This window comes from Rathayibacter sp. AY1B7 (assembly GCF_002932735.1).
Taxonomy (GTDB): Bacteria; Actinomycetota; Actinomycetes; order Actinomycetales; family Microbacteriaceae; genus Rathayibacter.
Map to the genome: position 1 here is coordinate 134,841 of NZ_PSWK01000001.1, position 20,286 is coordinate 155,126.

Genomic DNA, 20,286 nt, shown 5'->3' on the forward strand with positions numbered 1-20,286 from the left:
CGTCGCTGTCGAGCCCGAGTGCGACAACTCCTGCGCTCTCGCGGCGCGCCCCGCTCGAACACCTTCGCCTCCTTCCCGAGACCGCAGTAGTCGTCGCTGTCGAGCTCGAGTGCGACAACTCCTGCGTTCTCGCGGCGCGTCCTGCTCGGACACCTTCGCCTCCTTCCCGAGGCCGCAGTAGTTGTCGCTGTCGAGCTCGAGTGCGACAACTCCTGCGCTCTCACGGCGCGTCCTGCCCGTGAGGCACCCGCCTCCACCCGCAAGGCAGAGGACGCGGACCGGGAAACGCGTGTCAGCGTTTCCCGGCAGTCCGACAGCACCCGCTCTGCGGAACGCACCCCGTCGCGAAGCCGACCGCGCGCGGGGATGCGGCCCGCCGCATCCCCGCCGGACCACACCGCCCGCGGCCGTTCGGCCCACGGCGAACGCGTGGGCGGCGCTCAGAGTGCGGGAGGTAGCCTGGCAGGCACAATCTCCTCGTCAGAAAGGCGCCGGGTGTCGCACCCGCAACAAGCATGAACGTGAAGCGCATCTTCCGGGGTCCCATCCTCTACGTCGTCCTGGCGATCGTCGCGGTGTGGATCGGCTCCTCGCTGATCACCATGTCCGGCTTCCGGCCGGTCACGACGCAGGAGGGTCTCGACCTCCTGAAGGACGGCAAGGTCGATTCGGCGAAGATCGTGGACGGCGAGCAGCGCGTCGATCTCACGCTCAAGCAGGCCGACGGAGACAACGGCACGCAGGTGCAGTTCTATTACGTGGCCCCTCGCGGCGCGGAGGTCGTCGACGCGGTGTCCGCGGCCGATCTCGGCAGCACCGGCTACAACGACGAGGTCCCGCAGACCAACTGGTTCCTCTCGGCTCTCGGCTTCCTGCTCCCCATCCTGCTGATCGGCGCGTTCTTCTGGCTGATGCTCTCGGGCATGCAGGGCGGCGGCAACCGCGTCATGCAGTTCGGCAAGTCGAAGGCGAAGCTCGTCTCGAAGGAGTCACCCAAGGTCACGTTCGGCGATGTCGCCGGCGCCGACGAGGCGATCGAGGAGCTGCACGAGATCAAGGAGTTCCTCAAGGAGCCCGCGAAGTTCCAGGCCGTCGGCGCCCGCATCCCGAAGGGCGTCCTGCTCTACGGCCCTCCCGGCACCGGCAAGACCCTGCTGGCGCGCGCGGTCGCGGGCGAGGCGGGCGTCCCCTTCTACTCCATCTCCGGATCGGACTTCGTCGAGATGTTCGTCGGCGTCGGCGCGAGCCGTGTCCGCGACCTGTTCCAGCAGGCGAAGGAGAACTCCCCGGCCATCATCTTCGTCGATGAGATCGACGCCGTCGGCCGCCACCGCGGCGCCGGCATGGGCGGCGGTCACGACGAGCGCGAGCAGACCCTCAACCAGCTGCTGGTCGAGATGGACGGCTTCGACGTCAAGACGAACGTCATCCTGATCGCGGCGACGAACCGTCCCGACATCCTCGACCCCGCGCTGCTGCGTCCGGGCCGCTTCGACCGCCAGATCGGCGTCGACGCCCCCGACCTGCTCGGCCGCAAGCGGATCCTCGAGGTCCACGGCCGCGGCAAGCCGCTCGCCGGGGGAGTCGACCTCGAGGTCGTCGCCCGCAAGACCCCGGGCTTCACCGGCGCCGACCTGGCCAACGTCCTCAACGAGGCCGCACTGCTCACCGCCCGCTCCAACGCGCAGCTGATCGACAACCGCGCGCTCGACGAGGCGATCGACCGCGTCATCGCGGGGCCGCAGCGCCGCACGCGGGTCATGCGCGACAAGGAGAAGCTGATCACCGCCTACCACGAGGGCGGACACGCTCTGGCGGCGGCGGCGATGCGCCACACCGACCCCGTGACCAAGGTCACGATCCTTCCGCGCGGTCGCGCCCTCGGCTACACGATGGTGCTCCCGCTGGAGGACAAGTACTCCACGACCCGCAACGAGCTCCTCGACCAGCTCACGTACGCGATGGGCGGCCGCGTCGCGGAGGAGATCGTCTTCCACGACCCCACCACCGGAGCGTCGAACGACATCGAGAAGGCGACCTCCATCGCACGCAAGATGGTCACCGACTACGGCATGTCCGCGAACGTCGGAGCGGTCAAGCTCGGCCAGTCGTCGGGCGAGATGTTCCTCGGCCGCGACATGGGCCACCAGCGCGACTACTCCGAGCAGATCGCCGAGACGGTCGACGCCGAGACGCGACAGCTCATCGAGCAGGCGCACGACGAGGCGTGGCAGGTCATCAACGACAACCGCGACATCCTCGACCGCCTCGCGATGGAGCTGCTCGAGAAGGAGACGCTCGACCACGACCAGCTGGCCGAGATCTTCAAGGACGTCCGCCGCATCGACGAGCGCCCGCAGTGGCTCTCGAGCGACAAGCGCCCCCTGTCCGACCTGCCGCCCATCGCGGTCCCGGTCGCCAAGGCGCCGATCGACTCGGGTGCGACCGACGGGGGAGTCTCCTCCGCTGGTGCCGACGAGGTCGCGCCGAAGCGCCCGCCGCTGATCAACCCGCGCCCCGCGACGGCGTAGCGCGCGCGTGCCCGTCGACAAGGCGCGCATCGAGGCGGCCGTCGCCGAGATCCTCGCGGCCATCGGGGACGACCCGGGCCGCGAGGGACTTCTCGACACGCCGCGGCGGTTCGCCGAGGCGTACGAGGAGTTCTTCGGCGGGTTCGACGACGACGCCGCAGCCCAGCTGACCGAGACGTTCGCGGTGGTCGAGGGCGGCCAGGAGTCGCCGCTCGACCAGACGGTGATCGTGCGTGACCTCGCCTTCCGCTCCGTCTGCGAGCACCACCTCCTGCCGTTCCTCGGTGTCGCGCACATCGCCTACCGGCCGCGCGAGCGGGTCGTCGGCCTCGGCCGGCTGCCGCGCGTGGTCGAGACGGTCGCATCGCGACCGCAGATCCAGGAGCGGATGACCGAGCAGATCGCCGACGCGCTCGAGCAGGGCCTCGCTCCCGAGGGAGTGCTCGTCGTGGTCGACGCCGAGCACGGCTGCGTGCGGATGCGCGGGCCGCGCCAGACCGCGAGCTCGACCGTGACGGTCGCCGCCCGCGGCTCCCTCGCCGACCCGGCCGCCCGCGCCGAGATCGTCGCGCTGATCGGCGCCGCCCGGGAGGAGTGACGTGGACACCACCGTCGCCGACCTCACGCCGACCGGACGCGCCGCGCTCCTCGGGATCCTCAACGTCACTCCGGACTCGTTCAGCGACGGCGGCCGCTGGCTGTCCGTCGACGACGCCGTCCGTCACGGCCTCGACCTGACCCGGCCCGCCGGGGACGGGCCCGCCGCGTTCGGCGCGGACCTGGTCGACGTCGGCGGAGAGAGCACCCGCCCCGGTGCGGTGCGCGTCGACTCCGCCGCCGAGCAGGGCCGCGTGCTGCCCGTCGTCCGCGCCCTCGCCGCGGAGGGGGTGCGCGTCAGCATCGACACGATGAGCGCCGCCACAGCGGAGGCCGCTCTGGACGCGGGCGCCGTCGTCGTCAACGACGTCTCCGGCGGCCTCGCCGATCCGCGGATGCTCCCGCTCGTCGCCGAGCGCGGCGCCGTCTACATCGCGATGCACTGGCGCGGGCATAGCGCGGGCATGACCGCTCTCGCGTCCTACGGCGACGTGGTGGCGGACGTCCGCGGCGAGCTCGAGCGCCGCGTCGACGCCGCCCGTGAGGCCGGGATCCGGGACGACCGCCTCCTGCTCGACCCCGGCCTCGGCTTCGCGAAGGTCGGCGCGCACGACTGGGCGCTGCTGGCCGGGCTCGACGCGATCGTCTCGCTGGGCTTCCCGGTCCTGGTCGGCCACTCGCGCAAGCGGTTCCTCGCTCCGTTCGCCCCCGCCGGCGCCCCGGCCGCCGAGCGCGACGAGGTCTCCGCCATGCTGAGCCTCATCGCCGCCGAGCACGGCGCCTGGGGCGTCCGGGTCCACGACGTCCGCTCGTCCGCCCGTGCCCTGGCCCTCGCCGCCCGACTTCAGGAGGAGACCCCGTGACCGCGATCGACCCCGCCGCCCTCGCCGTGCGCGACTCCATCACCCTCACCGGGCTGCGCGTGCGCGCGCACCACGGCGTCTTCGACTTCGAGCGCGAGAACGGACAGGACTTCGTGATCGACGCGACGGTCTGGCTCGACACCGCGCCGGCGGCCGAGGGCGACGCGCTGGCCGAGACGGTGCACTACGGCGAGCTCGCGATCGCCCTGGCCGACGCAGTGACCCGGGACCCGGTCGACCTCATCGAGACCCTGGCCGAGCGCCTCGCCCGGGTGGCCCTGGGCTTCGCCGCCGCCGACGTCGTCCGCATCACCGTCCACAAGCCGGACGCGCCGATCCCGCTGCCGTTCGAGGACGTGGCCGTGCAGATCACGAGGACCCGCTCGTGAGGCCGCGGCAGGAGCGCGTCCGCCCTGTGCGCCACGTCGTGCTCGCGCTCGGCAGCAACCTCGGCGACCGCCTCGCGCACCTCGAGGAGGCGCTGCGGGCCCTCGCCACGACGCCGGGCCTGCGCATCGAGGCGGTGTCCAAGGTCGTCGAGTCGCCCGCGTGGAAGCCCGAGGGCGTCGACGAGGACGCGCCCGGGTACCTCAACGCGGTCGTGACCGGCTCGACCGTCCTCGAGCCCGACGACCTGCTCGCGGCGACGGCGGCGATCGAATCGGCCGGCGGCCGGATCCGCGGCGAGGGCGAGGTGCGCTGGGGCGACCGGACCCTCGACATCGACGTGATCGCGGTCGGCGGCGTGCTCCGCGACGACGCGCACCTGACCCTCCCGCACCCGCGGGCGGCCGAGCGGGCGTTCGTGCTCGAGCCCTGGCTCGACGTCGAGCCGGCGGCGGTCCTTCCCGGAGCCGGACCCGTGGCCGAGCTGCGCGCACGGGCGACCGATCGCGTGACCGACCACCCGGCCGGGTTGACCTGGCCGGGGCGCGACTCCGCCCGCGGCAGCACCGCCGACCCCGAGAGCAGGACCCCGTGAGGCGCACCCGCATCAGCACCCTGCTCGGACTCGGCCTCGCCGGGGCCGTCGCGGGGTTCCTCCTCGACCTCGCGATCGCCGCCGCCGGCCGCCCCGTGCTCATCCCGCCGCTGACGGTTCCGCTGACCCTGATCGTGGTCGCGGCCCTCGTGCTCGGCTTCGCCGTCCCGATCCACCGCGCCACGAAGGGCACGCTGCGTCGGCCCATCGATCCGTTCCGGGCGATGCGCGTCGTGGTGCTGGCGAAGGCGTCCAGCCACGTCGGTGCTCTGCTGCTCGGAGCCTCCGGCGGCATCCTGGTGTACCTGCTGAGCCGTGCGATCCCTTCGCTAGGCTCCGTGTGGCAGGACGTCGCGACCATCGTGGGTGCGCTCGTCCTGCTGGTGGCCGGCCTGGTCGCCGAGCACCTGTGCACCATCCCGCCGAGCGACGACGACGACAGCGCCGTCGGCGAGGTGAACCACGCCTGACGCCGACGCCCGGATCGCCGCGGGCAGTGAGGACGACGCCATGCCCGCCGAGCCCGAGGACGCGTCGCCGACGACCCGCCGCGACGCGAGGGGACGCCGGCGGGACCGCCTCGACATCACGGGGGAGTGGCGCCGCGTCTCGCCCCGGTACGTCGCGGTCGAGATCGTGTCGGCCGTCGTGTCGAGCGTGCTGCTGCTCGCCGTGCCCGTGGTGCTGATGCTGATCGGCCTGCCGTGGGGCTGGATCCCGATGGCCGCCGCGGCCGCCCTCGCGGTGACCCTCCTGATCGTGGCCCCGCGCCGTGCGCGCGCCTACGGCTACCTCCTGCGCCAGGACGACCTGCTCTTCCGCCGCGGCATCATGTTCCAGCGCTTCGTGTCGGTGCCGTACGGGCGGATGCAGCTCATCGACGTCAACCGCGGGCCGCTCGCCCGGGCGCTCGGCCTCGCCGACCTCCGCTTCGTCACCGCCGCCGCGGCGACCGGCGTCAGCATCCCGGGCCTGGCCGAGCAGGATGCGGAGGAGCTCCGCGACCGCCTGGTCGAGCTCGCCGAGTCGCGCCGGGCCGGCCTGTGACCGAGCTCCGCGCCGTCGAGACGGACCTCGCCGACGGGGAGTGGCACCGCCTCCATCCCGCGACCCCGGTCCTCAAGGGCGGGATCGGCCTGCTGGTCGTCCTCGGCATCGTGATCACGAACCTCCGCGAGCGCCTGGTCGAGCTGTTCCTGCCCGGGCCTGAGGGGTACGAGAGCGGCGATCCGGTCGACGAGCTGCTGCGCCGCGGTCTCGTCGGCTGGGCGCTGCTGGCGGTCGCGGTGGGCCTGGCGGTCGCCGTCTTGGCGTTCTGGCTGTCCTGGCGGATGCACACCTTCCGCATCACGGACGAGCTCGTCGAGGTGCGCTCCGGCGTGCTCTTCCGGACCAACCGGCGGGCGCGGCTGGACCGCATCCAGGGCATCGCGGTGCAGCGTCCGCTGTTCGCGCGGCTGTTCGGGGCCGCGAAGCTCGAGGTGAGCGTGGCCGGGCAGGACGCGAACGTCCAGCTGTCGTACCTCGGCTCGCGGCTGGTGGACGCCCTGCGCCGCGACATCCTGCGGCTCGCCTCCGGGGTGCGCGAGCGGGAGGCGACGGTCGACGGTGCGGCTCCGGCGGGCGGGTTCCTGGCGCGCCGGCTGGAGGAGTTCGGCGAGCCTCAGGACGAGACGCCGCCCGAGTCGGTCGTCTCGATCCCGCCGGGCCGACTCCTCGGCTCGCTCGTCTTCAGCGGCTTCACGCTGTTCCTGGCCGCCTCGGTCGTCGCCGTGGTGTTCGTCGCCGTCTACGGCTCGCCCTACGTGCTCTTCGCGATCCTGCCGGGCCTGATCGGCTCGGGCAGCTATTACGTCCGCCAGTTCGTGCGCTCGCTCCGGTACTCGATCGCCGCGACGCCCGACGGAGTGCGGGTCGGCTACGGCGTGCTCTCGACCAGCAGCGACACGATCCCGCCCGGCCGGATCCACGCCGTCGAGATCACGCAGCCGCTGCTCTGGCGCCCCTTCGGCTGGTGGCAGGTGCGGATCGACCGCGCCGGCCACGCGGCCTCCCGCGGGGCGAACGGCGAGCCGAACACCACGATCCTGCCCGTGGGCGACCTCGCCGCGGTCGAGCGCGTCCTCGCCCTCCTGCTGCCCGGACCGGCCGAGGGAGCGGAGTCGACGCCCGTCGGCGACGCGCTCCGGCACCGCGACGCGGCCGGCTTCACCCGGGCGCCGCGCTCGGCGGTGTGGCTCCGCCCCTTCTCGTTCCGGAGGACCGGGTACCGGCTGACGGACGAGGTCGCGATCCTGCGCAGCGGAGCGGTCTGGCGGCGGGTCGCCGTGGTGCCCCTGGCGCGGATGCAGAGCGTCGGGGTCCAGCAGGGACCGCTCCAGCGCCTGCTCGGGCTGGCCTCGGCGCGGGTGCACACGGTGGCCGGCCCCGTCACTCCGCTCGTGCCGGTGATGAGCGCAGCCGACGGACTCGCCTTCTTCGAGAGCCTCGCGACGGCCGGAGTGCGGGCCGCCGACCGCGACGCGAGCCACCAGTGGGGGCGGCGGGCGGCCGCACCCGCCCTGCCCGACTGGCCCGCTCCGGAGGGGGAGCCGCATGCCTGAGAACCGCCGCGACGGACGCCTGGGCGTCGGCGTGATCGGTGCCGGACGCGTGGGCCCGGTGCTCGGTGCCGCGCTCGCCGGGGCCGGCCACGCCGTGATCGGTATCGCCACCACCAGCGAGAGCGGCCGCGAGCGCGCCGACGCGCTGCTCCCCGGAGTCCCCGTGCTCGCGATCCCCGAGCTCGTCGAGCGCAGCGAGCTGGTGATCGTCGCCGTCCCCGGGAGCGAGATCGCCGCCCTGGTCGCGGGGCTCGCCGCGACCGGAGCGTGGCAGCCCGGCCAGCTGGTGCTGCACACGGCGCCTGAGCACGGCTACGGGGTGCTCGCTCCGGCGCTCGCCTCCGGGGTCATCCCCCTGGCAGTCCACCCGGCGATGGCCTTCAGCGGCACCAGCCTCGACCTGGCGCGCCTCGCCGAGACCTACTTCGCCGTGTCGGCACCGGGCCCGGTGCTGCCGATCGCGCAGGCGCTGGTGGTCGAGATGGGCGGGGAGCCGGTCACCGTGGCGGAGTCGGACCGCGCCGCCTACGCGGAGGCGGTCTCGACCGCCACGACCTTCTCGACCGCGATCGTCGACCAGGCGGCGGGACTGCTGGCAGGCATCGGCGTCGAGAAGCCGGGCTTCTTCCTCTCCAGCCTCGTCCGCTCCTCCGTCGACGACGCCCTGCGCCGCGCGGCGGGCTGACGCGCGGTGCCGCTCGTGACGCCGCTCCCCGGGTGGGACGCCGCTCAGGAGGCGGTGCCTCGCGGAGGAGCACGGCGTCCCGGTGCCGAGGGCCCCGGCGGCCGCGGGACCGCCGGTAGCATCGTCGGGTGATCAGCACCGTCCACCGCATCGGCGACCTCCGCGAGCGGCTGCAGGAGGCGCGGCGGGCCGGTCGGCGCATCGCGCTCGTGCCGACGATGGGCGCCCTGCACGCCGGGCACCTCGCCCTCGTCGAGCGGGCGCGCGAGCTGGCCGACGTCGTCGTCGTGTCGGTGTTCGTGAATCCGCTGCAGTTCGGTCCGACCGAGGACCTGGACCGCTACCCGCGCGACCTCGAGGGCGACACCGCCCTGCTCGACGCGGCCGGGGCCGACCTCCTCTTCGCTCCGGGAGTCGCCGAGATGTATCCCGACGGGCCGTCCTCGACGCGGGTCGTCGCGGGCGAGGTCGGCGGCCTCTACGAGGGGCGCGCGCGGCCGGGCCACTTCGACGGGATGCTCACCGTCGTCGCCAAGCTCCTGAGCATCGCCCAGCCGCACGTCGCGGTCTTCGGGCAGAAGGACGCGCAGCAGCTGTTCCTCGTGCGCCGCATGGTCCGCGACCTCGACCTGCCCGTGGAGATCGAGGGCGTCGGCATCGTGCGGGAGGAGGACGGGCTCGCCCGCTCCAGCCGCAACCGCTACCTCGAGGAGGAGCAGCGCCGCGCGGGCCTCGTGCTGCCGCGCCTCCTCGCGGCCGCCGCGGAAGCCGCGGACCGCGGTGCCGCCGCGGCGATCGAGGCCGCCGAGGCCGTCGCGCACGCCGAGCCGCTCGTTAAGCTGGACTACCTCGTCGTCGTGGATCCCGCGACGCTCCTCCCGGTCGACGTCGACCACCGCGGCCCGGCACTCGTGCTCGTCGCCGCGATTGTCGGCACCACCCGCCTCCTCGACAACGCCCCGATCCTGCTCGCCTGATCGCGGCCGTCCGCCCCGAACCGAAAGCACCGCGACCCCTCATGGCCGACACCCCCGACGTCCCCGAGACCACGACCCCCGCCGCCGAGCAGGCCGACTCCGAGCAGGCCGCCGCCGAGCGGGCCGCGCAGCAGGAGGCCTCCGAGCAGAAGGCCGTCCGCCTCGCCAAGCGCGAGCGCCTGCTCGAGCTCGCAGGCGACGACCTCGGCGCCGGCGCCTACCCCGTCGCGGTCGGAGTCACCGACACCATCGCGGCCGTCCGGGCGCGCCACGAGGGCATCGAGCCGGACGTGAAGACCGGCGAGCGCGTCGGCCTCGCGGGCCGCGTGGTGTTCCAGCGCAACACGGGCAAGCTCTGCTTCGCGACGCTGCAGGCCGGCGACGGCGAGCGGATCCAGGCCATGGTCTCGCTCGGCGACGTGGGCGAGGAGTCGCTCGCGGCGTGGAAGGAGCTCGTCGACCTGGGCGACCACCTCTTCGTCGAGGGCGAGGTCGTCTCGAGCAAGCGCGGCGAGCTGAGCGTGTGGGTGTCGGAGTGGACGATCGCCGCGAAGGCGATCCTGCCGCTGCCGAACCTGCACAACGAGCTCGGCGACGAGACCCGGATGCGCCAGCGCTACCTCGACCTGATCGTGCGCCCCCAGGCCCGCGAGACGGTCGTCACCCGCGCCCGCGTGAACGCCTCCCTCCGCGACACCTTCGCCTCGCACGAGTTCCTCGAGGTCGAGACCCCGATGCTGCAGGTGATGCACGGCGGCGCCTCCGCCCGCCCCTTCGCCACGCACTCGAACGCGTTCGACACCGAGCTGTACCTGCGCATCGCGCCCGAGCTCTACCTCAAGCGGGCGGTCGTCGGCGGCATCGACCGGGTCTTCGAGATCAACCGCAACTTCCGCAACGAGGGCGCCGACTCCACCCACTCGCCCGAGTTCGCGATGCTCGAGGCCTACCAGGCGTACGGCGACTACAACTCGATCGCCGACCTCACCCAGGAGCTGATCCAGAACGCGGCGCAGGCCGTCGCGGGCTCGCACGTGGTCACCTGGGCCGACGGCACCGAGTTCGACCTCGGCGGCCGGTGGGACCGCATCTCGATGTACGAGAGCCTGTCGCTCGCGGCCGGAATCGCGATCACGCCGGAGACGGAGCTCGCCGAGCTCGAGACCCTCGCCGCGCGCGAGGGCGTCGAGGTGCACGTCCCCACGCACGGCAAGTACGTCGAGGAGCTGTGGGAGCACTTCGTGAAGGGCGGCCTGACGCGTCCGACCTTCGTGATGGACTTCCCCGTCGACACCTCGCCGCTCGTGCGCGCGCACCGCAGCATCCCGGGCGTCGTCGAGAAGTGGGACCTCTACGTCCGCGGCTTCGAGCTGGCCACCGGCTACTCCGAGCTGATCGACCCGGTCGTGCAGCGCGAGCGCTTCGTCGAGCAGGCCCGCCAGGCCGCCGCCGGCGACGACGAGGCGATGCGCCTGGACGAGGACTTCCTCCGCGCCCTCGAGCACGGCATGCCCCCCACCGGCGGCATGGGCATGGGCATCGACCGCCTCCTGATGGCGATCACCGGCCTCGGGATCCGCGAGACGATCCTCTTCCCGCTCGTCAAGTAGGGTCGCAGGAGCCGAGGGGGAGACATGGTCAGGGCATCGAGCATCGTCGCGGCCGTCGCGGCGGGCGTCCTCACGATCGCGCAGTTCGGAGTGGGGACCGCGGTCGCCGCGAGCGTCCTCACCTCCTCCGGCGACGTCGGCACCGCGCTGGCCGACCGGCGGGCGGCCGAGGCGTTCACGCCCGACCCCACGATCGCCGGCTTCGCGGAGCGGACCGCCATGTCGGACCGCGGCCGCGCCCTCTACTACGCGTCGAGCCCGTCGGTCGAGCCGACCGCCGGCTTCAACGACCTCTGCGGCTACGGTGCCTCCGACGACATCGTCCTCGGCTGCTACACCGGCACCAGCATCTACATCTCGGACGTCGCCAACCCCGACCTCGACGGGATCCGCGACGTGACGGCGGCGCACGAGATGCTGCACGCCGCGTGGGTGCGGCTCGACGCGGAGGAGCAGGCCGAGCTGGGCGACGAGCTCGAGGCCGCGTACGAGACCCTCCCGCAGGACGGCACGATCGCCGAGCGCCTCGAGCTGTACCGCACCGGCGGCCTCGGCGAGCGCGTCAACGAGCTGCACTCGATCCTGGGGACCGAGGTGGCCGACCTGCCGCCGGCGCTCGAGGCGCACTACGCCGAGTTCTTCGACGACCGCTCGGTCGTCGTGGGCCTGAACGCCCGCTACGAGGCGGTCTTCACCGATCTCGAGAACCGCATCGAGGACCTGGTCTCACGGATCGAGACGATGTACGCCGACCTCACGGCGCGGGTCGACGCGAACAACGCCGAGTACGACGCGCTCAACGTCGAGATAGACGACTTCAACTCGCGCGCCGACAGCGGCGACTTCGGATCGACGGCCGAGTTCGAGACGGAGCGCGCCGATCTGCTCGCCCGCAGCCAGGCCGTTGACGCCACCCGCGCCGCCATCGACGCGGACATCGCCGTGTACGACGGCCTGCGCTCGGAGCTGGAGGGCCTCAACTCCGACGCCGCGGCGCTGAACAAGTCGGTCGAGAGCCAGTAGCGCCCAGCGCCCGCGAAGGCCGCTGGGCGCACGGGCCTCCGGGCTCACGGCTCCCGCGCCGGTGCCGCCAGTATGATCGCCGCATGGATTGGGAGCTGTGGAACCAGGGGCTGTGGGCCCTCGTGCCGACGATCACGGTCGGAGCCATCTTCTGGTTCGTGATGCGCGCCCTCATCCGCTCGGACCGCAACGAGCGCCGCGCGTACGACCGCATCGAGGCCCGCGAGCGCGAGCGCCGCGGCCTGCCTCCCCGCGACGCCTCCTGACCACCGCCGCCGCGCGGGTGCCTCCCGCGCCCGCTGAGCGGCTCCGCACGACGAACGAGGAGGCGCGGTGCCCGCACCCGACTGGGCGGTGATCCTCCCGATCGCGGCCGTCGTCGTCGAGCTCGTGGTCCGCGTGATCGCCGTGATCGTCGTGCCGCGGAACCGCCGTCCGACCACCGGCCTCGCCTGGCTGATGGCGATCTTCCTGATCCCGTACGTCGGCATCCTGCTGTTCCTCTTCATCGGGAGCTACCGGCTGCCGCGCAAGCGCCGCCGGAAGCAGCAGGAGATCAACCGGTTCATCCTGGAGTCGACCGACGGCATCGACCGCGTCGCCCGGGAGCACCCGTGGCCGCAGTGGCTGGAGTCGGTGGTCACCCTCAACCGCAACCTCGGCGCGATGCCGCTGGTCGGCGGGAACGACGCGCGCCTCCAGGGCGACTACGAGCAGACCATCCGCGCGATGGCCGCCGAGATCGACCGCGCCCGCCGGTACGTGCACTGCGAGTTCTACATCCTCGCCGCCGACTCGACCACCGCGCCCTTCTTCGACGCGCTCGACCGCGCGGTGGCGCGCGGGGTGCGGGTGCGGATCCTCCTCGACCACATCGCGTCGATCCGCGTGCCCGGCTACTACAGCGGCACCCATCGCCGGCTGCGCGCCCTCGAGCGGGCGGGCGCCTCGTGGTCGTACATGCTCCCCGTGCGGCCGTGGCGCGGGCAGTACCAGCGGCCGGACCTGCGCAACCACCGCAAGCTGCTGATCGTCGACGGCAACGCGGCCTTCATGGGCTCGCAGAACGTCGTCGACTCCAGCTACAACAAGCGCGGCAACATCCGCCGCGGCCTGCACTGGCACGACCTGATGGTGCGCCTCGAGGGGCCGGTGGTGCAGGGCATCAACGCCATCTTCATCACCGACTGGTACAGCGAGACCGACGAGCTGCTCCTGCGGGAGTCGGAGCCGATGGAGGCGCTGCAGCAGCGCGACACCATCGACTGCCAGGTGGTGCCGAGCGGCCCGGGGTTCGAGGGCGAGAACAACCTGCGCCTGTTCCTGACGCTGCTCTACTCGGCGCAGAAGTCGATCATCATCACCAGCCCGTACTTCGTGCCCGACGAGGCGATGCTCTACGCGATCACGACGGCGACCCGGCGGGGCGTGCACGTGGAGCTCTTCGTCTCCGAGATCGGCGACCAGGCCGTGGTCTACCACGCCCAGCGCTCGTACTACGAGACGCTGCTGACCGCGGGCGTGCGCATCTGGATGTACCGCAAGCCGACCATCCTGCACGCGAAGCACTTCACGATCGACGACGACGTCGCCGTGATCGGCTCGAGCAACATGGACATGCGCTCCTTCACGCTCAACCTCGAGGTCTCGCTGATGGTGCGCGGCTCGGAGTTCGTCGAGGATCTGCGCCAGGTGCAGCAGGACTACCGCGAGCACTCCCGTGAGCTGACCCTCCGCGAGTGGCGGCAGCAGCCGCTCCGCTCGACCCTGCTCGACAACCTGGCGCGGCTCACCTCGGCGCTGCAGTAGCGCGGCTCCCGTCCGCCCGCAGGCGGAGGATGCGCGGCCCCGGCTCGTCGCGCAAGGCCCTGTGCGGGCCGCCGCGCCCCGCGTAGCGTCGGAGCGTCCTCAGCACCATCCGGTTCCGCCTGCCCGGCGCCGGGTTCGAGAAGGGAACGGACATGACGGCATCCCGTACGACGCGCATCCTCATCCTCGGCGGCGGCTACGTCGGCCTGTACACGGCCTGGGGCCTCGAGAAGAGACTGGGGGAGGCGCCGATCGACGTCACCGTCGTCGAGCCGAACCCCTACATGACCTACCAGCCGCTGCTGCCCGAGGTCGCCGGCGGGCACGTCCAGCCGCGCCACGTCACGGTGCCGCTGGTCTCCGCGCTCAAGCGCACCCGCGTGATCCGCGGCGCGATCACCGGCGTGAGCCTCGCCGAGCGCAGCGCCACCGTCGCCGCGATGGACGGCTCCACCCGCACGATCGAGTTCGACCAGGTCGTCTTCGCGCTCGGAGCCGTCACCCGCACGTTCCCCACGCCGGGCCTCGCCGAGCACGGCATCGGCTTCAAGACGGTGGAGGAGGCGGCGCACCTGCGCGACCGCGTCATCGAGAACATCGCGAAGGCGGCGCTCACCACCGACCCCGCCGAGCGCCGGCGCCTGCTCACCTTCGTCTTCGTCGGTGGCGGCTACACCGGCGTCGAGGCGCTGAGCGAGCTGCTCGACCTCAGCCGCAAGACCCTCGCCGCGCAGCCCTCGCTCTCGATGGGCGACGTCACCTGGCACCTCGTCGAGGCACTGGACCGGGTCGCCCCCGAGGTCGGTCCCGAGCTCTCGAAGTGGACGCTCGACCACCTCCGCTCGCGCGGCGTGCACGTGCACCTGAAGACGACGATGCCCTCCTGCGAGGACGGCGTCGTGGAGCTCTCCTCCGGCGAGCGCATCCCGACGGCCACGATCGTGTGGACCGCCGGCGTGAAGCCGAACCCGATCCTCGACGCGACCGACGCGCCCCGCGGGCCGAAGGGCCACGTCATGGCGGATGCGCGCCTGCGGGTCATCCGCGAGGACGGCGAGCCGGTGGGCGGCGCCTGGGCGGCCGGCGACGGCGCGCAGGTGCCGGACCTCACCAGCGAGAAGCAGCCCGCGTACTACCCGCCGAACGCGCAGAACGCGGTCCGGCAGGCCAAGCTCCTGGCGCGCAACATCATCGCCGACCTCACCGGAGGCACCGTGGAGGAGTACCGCCACGCCTCCGTCGGGACCGTCGCCGAGTACGGCATCGGCAAGGGCGCGGGCCTGATCAAGGGCGTGAAGCTGCGCGGCCTCCCCGCCTGGCTCGCGCACCGCGCCTACCACGGAGCGGCGATGCCGACCCTGGACCGCAAGTGGCGGATCATCACGGGCTGGCTCGTCGACGCCGTCACTCCGCGCGACCTCTCGCCGATGAGCGCGCTGCAGGATCCGCGCCGCGCCTTCCGCGAGACGGCCGAGGCCACCGATCGCGAGGCCGCTGCGAAGGCCGCCGCGAAGAAGGAGTCGGACGCGTCCTGACGCGCCGGTGAGAGCGCGGGAGTCGCGGTGGTCGAGCGGGATCATCGCGACTCCCGCGCTCCCGAGTCGGCGGCCCCGCCTCGGAGCGCCTCGGCCTGACGGTCTCGGCTCAGGCCCGGCGGCGCGGCCTGAGGCGCACGGTCGGCAGCACGGGCGCGGGGAGCGCGCGTCCGCCGTACCCGTCGACGGTGCCGAACGGTCCCGCGGGATCCGCCCCGGCGATCACGTCGGACTGCCAGCGCTCGCGGGCGGCCGCCACGTCGTCGTGGCTGCGGCCGACGAAGTTCCACCACATCACCAGCTCCTCGGCGAACGGCTCGCCGCCGAGCAGCACCACGCGGGCTCCCGCGTCCCCGGCGGTCAGCACCAGGTGCGAGCGGCCGGGCGCCAGGTAGGCGAGGTCCGAGCGCGGGACGTCCGCACCCTCGACCGCCACGGGGCCGGCGTCGACGAGCACGCCGTACTCCCACGACTCCTCGACCGGCAGCTCGACCCGGGCACCCGGCTCGAGGTCGATCTGCGCGGCGACCAGCGGAGTGAAGGTGCTCGCGGGCACCGACGCGCCGAGCATCCCTCCGACGAAGACGCGCACCAGCGCGCCGGGCAGCTCCACGGGCACGCCGCGGTGGTGCTCGAAGAACGGATCGACGAGCCGCGCCTCCTCGGGCAGCGCGACCCAGAGCTGCACCCCGTGCAGGACGGGCGCGCCCCCGGTCGAGACCTCCGAGTGCGAGATGCCGCGTCCGGCCGTCATCAGGTTGAGCTCGCCCGGGCGCACCACGGCGAGGCTGCCGACGCTGTCGCGGTGCTCGATCTCGCCCTCGAAGAGCCAGCTCACGGTCTGCAGGCCGGTGTGCGGGTGCGGCGGGACGTCCATCCCGGCCTCCTCGCCGAGCCGCACCGGGCCGTAGTGGTCGGCGAAGCACCATGCGCCGATGGTCGAGCGCGAGCGCTGGGGGAGGGTGCGGCGCACCTCGATCGCGCGCGGACCGCCGAGCGGGACGAGCCGTGCCTCCAGGATCTCGACCGCGCCGGGCTCGCGAGGGACCGGCTCCGCGGCGACGGGGAGCTCGTCGGGATGCTCCTCCAGGTTGCTCATGCGGGAAGTGTATGCCTTCGCATGGACCGGTGGACGGGACCGCCGCCCGCACCCCTCCCGGATCGCGTGCACGCCCAGGGCGAACAGGCCTGCTCACCGGGGGGAGCGCTGGTTACAGTCGACGTATCGGAGCCCACCCCTGCGGGTTCTGTAGGGAGTGACAGCATGTTCGAGAGATTCACCGATCGCGCGCGGCGCGTCGTCGTCCTGGCCCAGGAAGAGGCCAAGATGCTCAATCACAACTACATCGGCACGGAGCACATCCTGCTCGGCCTGATCCACGAGGGCGAGGGAGTGGCCGCCAAGGCGCTCGAGTCCCTCGGGATCTCGCTCGACGCTGTGCGCGAGCAGGTGCAGGACATCATCGGCCAGGGGCAGCAGCAGCCGACCGGCCACATCCCCTTCACGCCTCGGGCGAAGAAGGTCCTCGAGCTGTCCCTGCGCGAAGCGCTGCAGCTCGGCCACAACTACATCGGGACCGAGCACATCCTGCTCGGCCTCATCCGCGAGGGCGAGGGCGTCGCCGCTCAGGTGCTGGTCAAGCTCGGTGCCGACCTGAACCGCGTGCGCCAGCAGGTCATCCAGCTGCTCTCCGGCTACCAGGGCAAGGAGCAGGTCGCCGTGGGCGGTGAGCAGCAGCAGCCTCAGGGGGGATCGCAGATCCTCGACCAGTTCGGACGCAACCTCACCCAGGCGGCGCGCGACAACAAGCTCGACCCGGTCATCGGGCGCGAGAAGGAGATCGAGCGGGTCATGCAGATCCTCTCCCGCCGCTCCAAGAACAACCCCGTCCTGATCGGCGAGCCCGGCGTCGGCAAGACCGCCGTCGTCGAGGGCCTCGCCCAGGCGATCGTGCGCGGCGACGTGCCCGAGACGCTGAAGGACAAGCAGCTCTACACGCTCGACCTCGGCTCGCTCATCGCCGGGTCCCGCTACCGCGGTGACTTCGAGGAGCGCCTCAAGAAGGTCACGAAGGAGATCCGCACCCGCGGCGACATCATCACCTTCATCGACGAGATCCACACCCTCGTCGGCGCAGGGGCCGCTGAGGGCGCGATCGACGCCGCCTCGATCCTCAAGCCGCTGCTCGCCCGCGGCGAGCTGCAGACCATCGGCGCGACCACGCTCGACGAGTACCGCAAGCACTTCGAGAAGGACGCCGCTCTCGAGCGCCGCTTCCAGCCGATCCAGGTCGCGGAGCCGTCGCTGCCCCACACGATCAACATCCTCAAGGGGCTGCGCGACCGCTACGAGGCGCACCACAAGGTGTCCATCACCGACGGCGCGATCGTCTCGGCGGCCAATCTGGCCGACCGCTACATCAGCGACCGCTTCCTCCCCGACAAGGCGATCGACCTGATCGACGAGGCCGGCGCACGCCTGCGCCTCTCGATCCTCTCGGCGCCGCCGGAGCTGCGCGACTTCGACGACCGCATCGCCGTGGTCCGCTCCGCCAAGGAGGCCGCGATCGAGGACCAGGACTTCGAGAAGGCCGCGTCGCTCCGCGACGAGGAGAAGCAGCTGCTCGGTGAGCGCCTGCGCCTCGAGAAGCAGTGGAAGTCGGGCGACGTCAAGGCCACCGGCGTGGTCGACGAGGGCCTGATCGCCGAGGTCCTCGCCCAGGCGACGGGCATCCCGGTCTTCAAGCTCACGGAGGAGGAGTCCTCGCGGCTCGTCTTCATGGAGAAGGCCCTGCACCAGCGCGTCATCGGCCAGGAGGAGGCCATCGCGGCACTCTCGCGGACGATCCGCCGCACCCGCGCGGGCCTCAAGGACCCCAAGCGCCCCTCGGGCTCGTTCATCTTCGCCGGCCCCACGGGCGTCGGGAAAACCGAGCTGGCCAAGGCGCTCGCCGAGTTCCTCTTCGACGACGAGAACGCGATGATCTCGCTCGACATGTCGGAGTACGGCGAGAAGCACACCGTCTCGCGGCTGTTCGGCGCCCCTCCCGGGTTCGTCGGCTTCGAGGAGGGCGGCCAGCTCACCGAGAAGGTGCGCCGCAAGCCGTTCAGCGTGGTCCTCTTCGACGAGATCGAGAAGGCGCACCCGGACATCTTCAACTCGCTCCTCCAGATCCTGGAGGAGGGTCGACTGACCGACGGCCAGGGCCGTGTCGTCGACTTCAAGAACACCGTCATCATCATGACCACCAACCTCGGTGCTCGTGACATCGCCGGTGGTCCCGTCGGGTTCCAGATCGAGGGCGACAACGCCACCGGCTACGACCGCATGCGCGGCAAGGTCAACGAGGAGCTCAAGAAGCACTTCAAGCCCGAGTTCCTCAACCGCGTGGACGACGTCATCGTCTTCCCGCAGCTGTCGAAGCCCGAGCTGCTCCAGATCGTCGACCTCTTCATCAAGCGCCTGGGCGACCGCCTGCTCGACCGCGACATGACGGTGGAGCTGACGCAGCCGGCCAAGGAGCGCCTGATCGAGGTCGGGTTCGACCCGGCCCTCGGTGCGCGCCCCCTGCGCCGGGCGATCCAGCGCGAGATCGAGGACCAGCTGTCCGAGCGGATCCTGCACGGCGAGCTCGGCGCCGGAGACCACATCCACGTGGACTTCGCCGACAACAGGTTCGTCTTCACCACGACCCCGCGCCTGATCTCGATCAGCGCCGGCGCGTCCACCGGAGCGGCCACGGCCGGCCCGGCGACGCCCGACCTGATGTCGTAGCAGGCTGCCGAACGACGACGTGCCCGTCCCCTCTCGCGAGGGGGCGGGCACGTCGTCGTCCGGGGGTGGGCGCCTGCTCGCAGGATCCCGCGCCCGGTGCGGCCTAGGCTTGTCGAATGGCCGATTGGAAGTACCCGGTGCGCCGCGCGCGCACGAGCGATGTCCCCTTCATCCAGGAGCTGAGCGAGCCGCTCGTGAACGAGCGCATCCTCCTGGGCAAGGACCGCGTGGTGCTCTACGGCGCCGTGCAGGAGTTCCGCATCGCCGAGGACGGCCATGGGACGGCGATCGGCTGCGGTGCGCTGCATGTGATGTGGGACGACATCGCGGAGGTGCGCACCCTCGCGGTCGCGCAGGACTGGCTCGGGAGGGGTGTGGGCCACCACATCCTGGAGCGCCTCGAGAACGACGCGCGCGAGCTCGGCCTGAAGCGCCTGTTCTGCCTCACCTTCGAGGTCGACTTCTTCGCCCGCCACGGCTTCGAGCCGATCGGCGAGAAGGTCGTCGACCCCGAGGTCTACGCCGAGCTGCTCCGCTCTCCCGACGAGGGAGTCGCCGAGTTCCTCGACCTCGCCCGGGTGAAGCCGAACACGCTCGGCAACACCCGCATGCTGAAGACGCTCTGACCGCCGCCACGTCGTAGCCTGTCCCGGTGACTCCGCCGCCCCGCCGCCTGCCCTCCCGGGTCTACCGGCGACGCCGCGCCGGAGTGCTGCTCGCGCTGGTCGTCATCGTCGCGGGCCTGGCGGTGGTGCTGTCGCTGCTCCCGCGGATGACCGGCTCCGACGCCGCGTCGAGCCCCACGCCGACCGTCGTGCTGCCGACGCTCTACCCGACCACCTCGCCCGGTGCGACGCCCGGCGCCGCACCCGCCTGCTCGGCCGACTCCGTCGCCGTCACCGCGGTCACGGACGCCACGAGCTACGCGCCCGGCGAGGATCCGCAGCTCTCGCTCTCGCTGGCCAACATCTCGAGCACCGACTGCGTGATCGACGCGGGCACGAGCAAGCAGGTCTTCACGATCACGAGCGGCTCCGAGCAGATCTGGACCTCGACCGACTGCCAGACCGGCGCGGCCGATCTGCCGGTGCTCCTCCAGGCGGGCCGCTCGGTGATGGGCAGCGCGCTGACGTGGGACCGCACCCGCTCCTCCGCCGACACCTGCTCCGGCGGACGCGAGGCGGTCGAGGCGGGCGGCGCCGCCTACAACCTGTCGGTGTCGGTCGCCGGCATCCCCTCGGGCTCGCCCACGCAGTTCCTGCTCCAGTAGTCCGCCCGGGGGACGTGCCGGGCGTG

Annotated in this window: 19 protein-coding genes; 18 read left to right on the forward strand and 1 reads right to left on the reverse strand. The window is 72.3% G+C overall.

The features are described 5' to 3' along the window. Window positions 1-515: 515 nt before the first annotated feature. The 15 genes from ftsH (at window position 516) to C5C95_RS00605 (ending at window position 15,215) form a co-directional block, all read left to right on the forward strand. Complete coding sequence (gene ftsH, locus C5C95_RS00535) at window positions 516-2,531, forward strand: ATP-dependent zinc metalloprotease FtsH (RefSeq protein WP_104224104.1); 2,016 nt, start codon at window positions 516-518, stop codon at window positions 2,529-2,531. Window positions 2,532-2,538: 7 nt separating this feature from the next. Further along, window positions 2,539-3,129: a GTP cyclohydrolase I FolE gene (gene folE / locus C5C95_RS00540; protein WP_104323561.1), complete on the forward strand. Its 591-nt coding sequence runs from the start codon at window positions 2,539-2,541 to the stop codon at window positions 3,127-3,129. Window position 3,130: 1 nt separating this feature from the next. Then, entirely contained in the window at window positions 3,131-3,991 is an 861-nt protein-coding gene (gene folP, locus C5C95_RS00545; protein ID WP_104323562.1) for a dihydropteroate synthase, read from the forward strand. Next, window positions 3,988-4,380, forward strand: a complete 393-nt coding sequence (gene folB, locus C5C95_RS00550) for a dihydroneopterin aldolase (RefSeq protein WP_104347803.1) — start codon at window positions 3,988-3,990, stop codon at window positions 4,378-4,380. The genes folP and folB overlap by 4 nt, the downstream gene beginning before the upstream one ends. Beyond that, a complete protein-coding gene (gene folK / locus C5C95_RS00555; protein WP_104269134.1) occupies window positions 4,377-4,973 on the forward strand; it encodes a 2-amino-4-hydroxy-6-hydroxymethyldihydropteridine diphosphokinase in 597 nt (198 codons plus the stop codon). The genes folB and folK overlap by 4 nt, the downstream gene beginning before the upstream one ends. After that, window positions 4,970-5,443 carry a DUF3180 domain-containing protein gene (locus C5C95_RS00560; protein ID WP_104238407.1) on the forward strand — a complete coding sequence of 158 codons (474 nt, stop codon included), beginning with the start codon at window positions 4,970-4,972 and terminating at the stop codon, window positions 5,441-5,443. The genes folK and C5C95_RS00560 overlap by 4 nt, the downstream gene beginning before the upstream one ends. 40 nt (window positions 5,444-5,483) lie before the next feature. After that, entirely contained in the window at window positions 5,484-6,020 is a 537-nt protein-coding gene (locus C5C95_RS00565) for a PH domain-containing protein (RefSeq protein ID WP_104238408.1), read from the forward strand. Beyond that, complete coding sequence (locus C5C95_RS00570; RefSeq protein ID WP_104323563.1) at window positions 6,017-7,576, forward strand: PH domain-containing protein; 1,560 nt, start codon at window positions 6,017-6,019, stop codon at window positions 7,574-7,576. The genes C5C95_RS00565 and C5C95_RS00570 overlap by 4 nt, the downstream gene beginning before the upstream one ends. Continuing rightward, on the forward strand, window positions 7,569-8,261 hold the full coding sequence (locus C5C95_RS00575; RefSeq protein ID WP_104224097.1) for a Rossmann-like and DUF2520 domain-containing protein: 693 nt from the start codon (window positions 7,569-7,571) through the stop codon (window positions 8,259-8,261). Before C5C95_RS00570 ends, C5C95_RS00575 begins: the two co-directional genes overlap by 8 nt. Before the next feature lie 128 nt (window positions 8,262-8,389). Next, window positions 8,390-9,238, forward strand: a complete 849-nt coding sequence (gene panC, locus C5C95_RS00580) for a pantoate--beta-alanine ligase (protein ID WP_104323564.1) — start codon at window positions 8,390-8,392, stop codon at window positions 9,236-9,238. A 41-nt stretch (window positions 9,239-9,279) separates the two neighbouring features. Next, window positions 9,280-10,848, forward strand: coding sequence for a lysine--tRNA ligase (gene lysS / locus C5C95_RS00585; protein WP_104323565.1), 1,569 nt, complete (start codon window positions 9,280-9,282; stop codon window positions 10,846-10,848). A 24-nt stretch (window positions 10,849-10,872) separates the two neighbouring features. Beyond that, on the forward strand, window positions 10,873-11,871 hold the full coding sequence (locus C5C95_RS17240; protein WP_104255539.1) for a hypothetical protein: 999 nt from the start codon (window positions 10,873-10,875) through the stop codon (window positions 11,869-11,871). A gap of 83 nt (window positions 11,872-11,954) precedes the next feature. Then, complete coding sequence (locus tag C5C95_RS00595) at window positions 11,955-12,137, forward strand: hypothetical protein (protein ID WP_104224094.1); 183 nt, start codon at window positions 11,955-11,957, stop codon at window positions 12,135-12,137. 67 nt (window positions 12,138-12,204) lie between these two features. Next, window positions 12,205-13,680 carry a cardiolipin synthase gene (gene cls / locus C5C95_RS00600; RefSeq protein WP_104224093.1) on the forward strand — a complete coding sequence of 492 codons (1,476 nt, stop codon included), beginning with the start codon at window positions 12,205-12,207 and terminating at the stop codon, window positions 13,678-13,680. Window positions 13,681-13,832: 152 nt separating this feature from the next. Continuing rightward, window positions 13,833-15,215, forward strand: coding sequence for an NAD(P)/FAD-dependent oxidoreductase (locus C5C95_RS00605; protein WP_104323566.1), 1,383 nt, complete (start codon window positions 13,833-13,835; stop codon window positions 15,213-15,215). A gap of 109 nt (window positions 15,216-15,324) precedes the next feature. On the opposite strand, the gene C5C95_RS00610 is transcribed toward C5C95_RS00605, so the two are convergent. Continuing rightward, window positions 15,325-16,314, reverse strand: coding sequence for a pirin family protein (locus C5C95_RS00610; protein WP_104323567.1), 990 nt, complete (start codon window positions 16,312-16,314; stop codon window positions 15,325-15,327). 165 nt (window positions 16,315-16,479) lie between these two features. On the opposite strand from C5C95_RS00610, the gene C5C95_RS00615 reads away from it, so the two are divergent. From C5C95_RS00615 to C5C95_RS00625, 3 genes are all read left to right on the forward strand, one after another. Beyond that, entirely contained in the window at window positions 16,480-18,990 is a 2,511-nt protein-coding gene (locus C5C95_RS00615) for an ATP-dependent Clp protease ATP-binding subunit (RefSeq protein ID WP_104234294.1), read from the forward strand. Window positions 18,991-19,106: 116 nt separating this feature from the next. Next, window positions 19,107-19,616 (forward strand): amino-acid N-acetyltransferase, encoded by a 510-nt coding sequence (locus C5C95_RS00620; protein WP_104224089.1) that lies wholly within the window; start codon window positions 19,107-19,109, stop codon window positions 19,614-19,616. Between the two features lie 26 nt (window positions 19,617-19,642). Then, window positions 19,643-20,260, forward strand: coding sequence for a hypothetical protein (locus tag C5C95_RS00625; RefSeq protein ID WP_104224088.1), 618 nt, complete (start codon window positions 19,643-19,645; stop codon window positions 20,258-20,260). The last annotated feature ends 26 nt before the right edge of the window (window positions 20,261-20,286 follow it).